1 protein-coding gene and 1 tRNA gene are annotated in these 1046 nt (G+C 56.5%); both read right to left on the bottom strand.

What is annotated here, in order from left to right:
- On the bottom strand, window positions 1-689 hold a 689-nt coding region (locus ROG8370_RS19890), incomplete at its 3' end, for a hypothetical protein (protein WP_085828838.1).
- A 205-nt stretch (window positions 690-894) separates the two neighbouring features.
- Window positions 895-971 (bottom strand) — tRNA-Met (locus ROG8370_RS19895).
- Window positions 972-1046: the final 75 nt, after the last annotated feature.

The raw sequence follows: 1046 nt of genomic DNA on the forward strand, positions 1-1046 counted from the left end.
GTGTTGAGCTTCATCGCGCTCCGCCAGAGCGGTGTCTTGAACACGTGATGGACGTGCTTGCCCTCGCGCTCCTCGCGGGTCTCGACAAGCAGTCCTGCCCATTCAAGTGGGCGCAGGACGCAGGACGAGAACGCCGCCATTTCGCGCCATCCAGAGTTGTCCCAGTCGTGTTCCTCGCCGTACAAAGCCGCGTACAGCGCCCGCTCGGTGGTGCCATGGTCAGCCTCGACGTTGATGACGTTCATCCACACATCCCATTTGCCGAAGGGCCGTTCCTCGAAACGCGCGTAGGAGGAGTGGTCGATCCTTAGAACGAAGAAAGGGATGAGTTCGGCAAACAGCCGCGCTGGCGCGTCTGCCAGTTCTGCCCCACGCCTGGTCAGCCGGAATTCCCCTTTCAAGTGCCGACCCAAGCGCATGCTGATCAGAAGATAGTGCAGCACCTCGAGCGGCGGGAATTCATATTCATTGATGACCTTGTTGTAGCGGAACATTTCCTCGGCGCTTTTGCCGGGCCACTCAAAATGCTCGACGGTCCAATGCACAAAGACGCGCTTGAAGGCCATGGTTTTGGTCAGACCGATGGCCCCGTGCTCCTGTGCGTACTGGAGCGTCAGCAGTGCCGCGCGCAACAGCGGCGAACATGCTAGGTCAGGATGGTCATCGGGAAGGGAGCGGAACTCGATCATGGCGCGATGCTGCCACAAGGATTTCGGCCGGGCCAGACTCAAATGGTCGATGACCGCAAAATTAGGATTTATGGTAGGCGATTGATTTCCCGACACTTTTTCAACGCGACTCGTCAAACGTTGACGTGGCGTTGACATGGAATGCGGACAAGCAAAAAGCCCCGCGTTATGCGAGGCCTAAGGCTTTGGTATTGTTTTGTTTTTTTGGTTGCGGGAGTAGGATTTGAACCTACGACCTTCAGGTTATGAGCCTGACGAGCTACCGGGCTGCTCCATCCCGCGACAGTTGGTTTAGCGTATGTATTGTGCCTTGCTGGCAACCGCAAGTCGGTTCCGTTAAAAGTGGCAAAAATATTC

This window comes from Roseovarius gaetbuli, from assembly GCF_900172365.1.
Lineage (GTDB): Bacteria > Pseudomonadota > Alphaproteobacteria > Rhodobacterales > Rhodobacteraceae > Roseovarius > Roseovarius gaetbuli.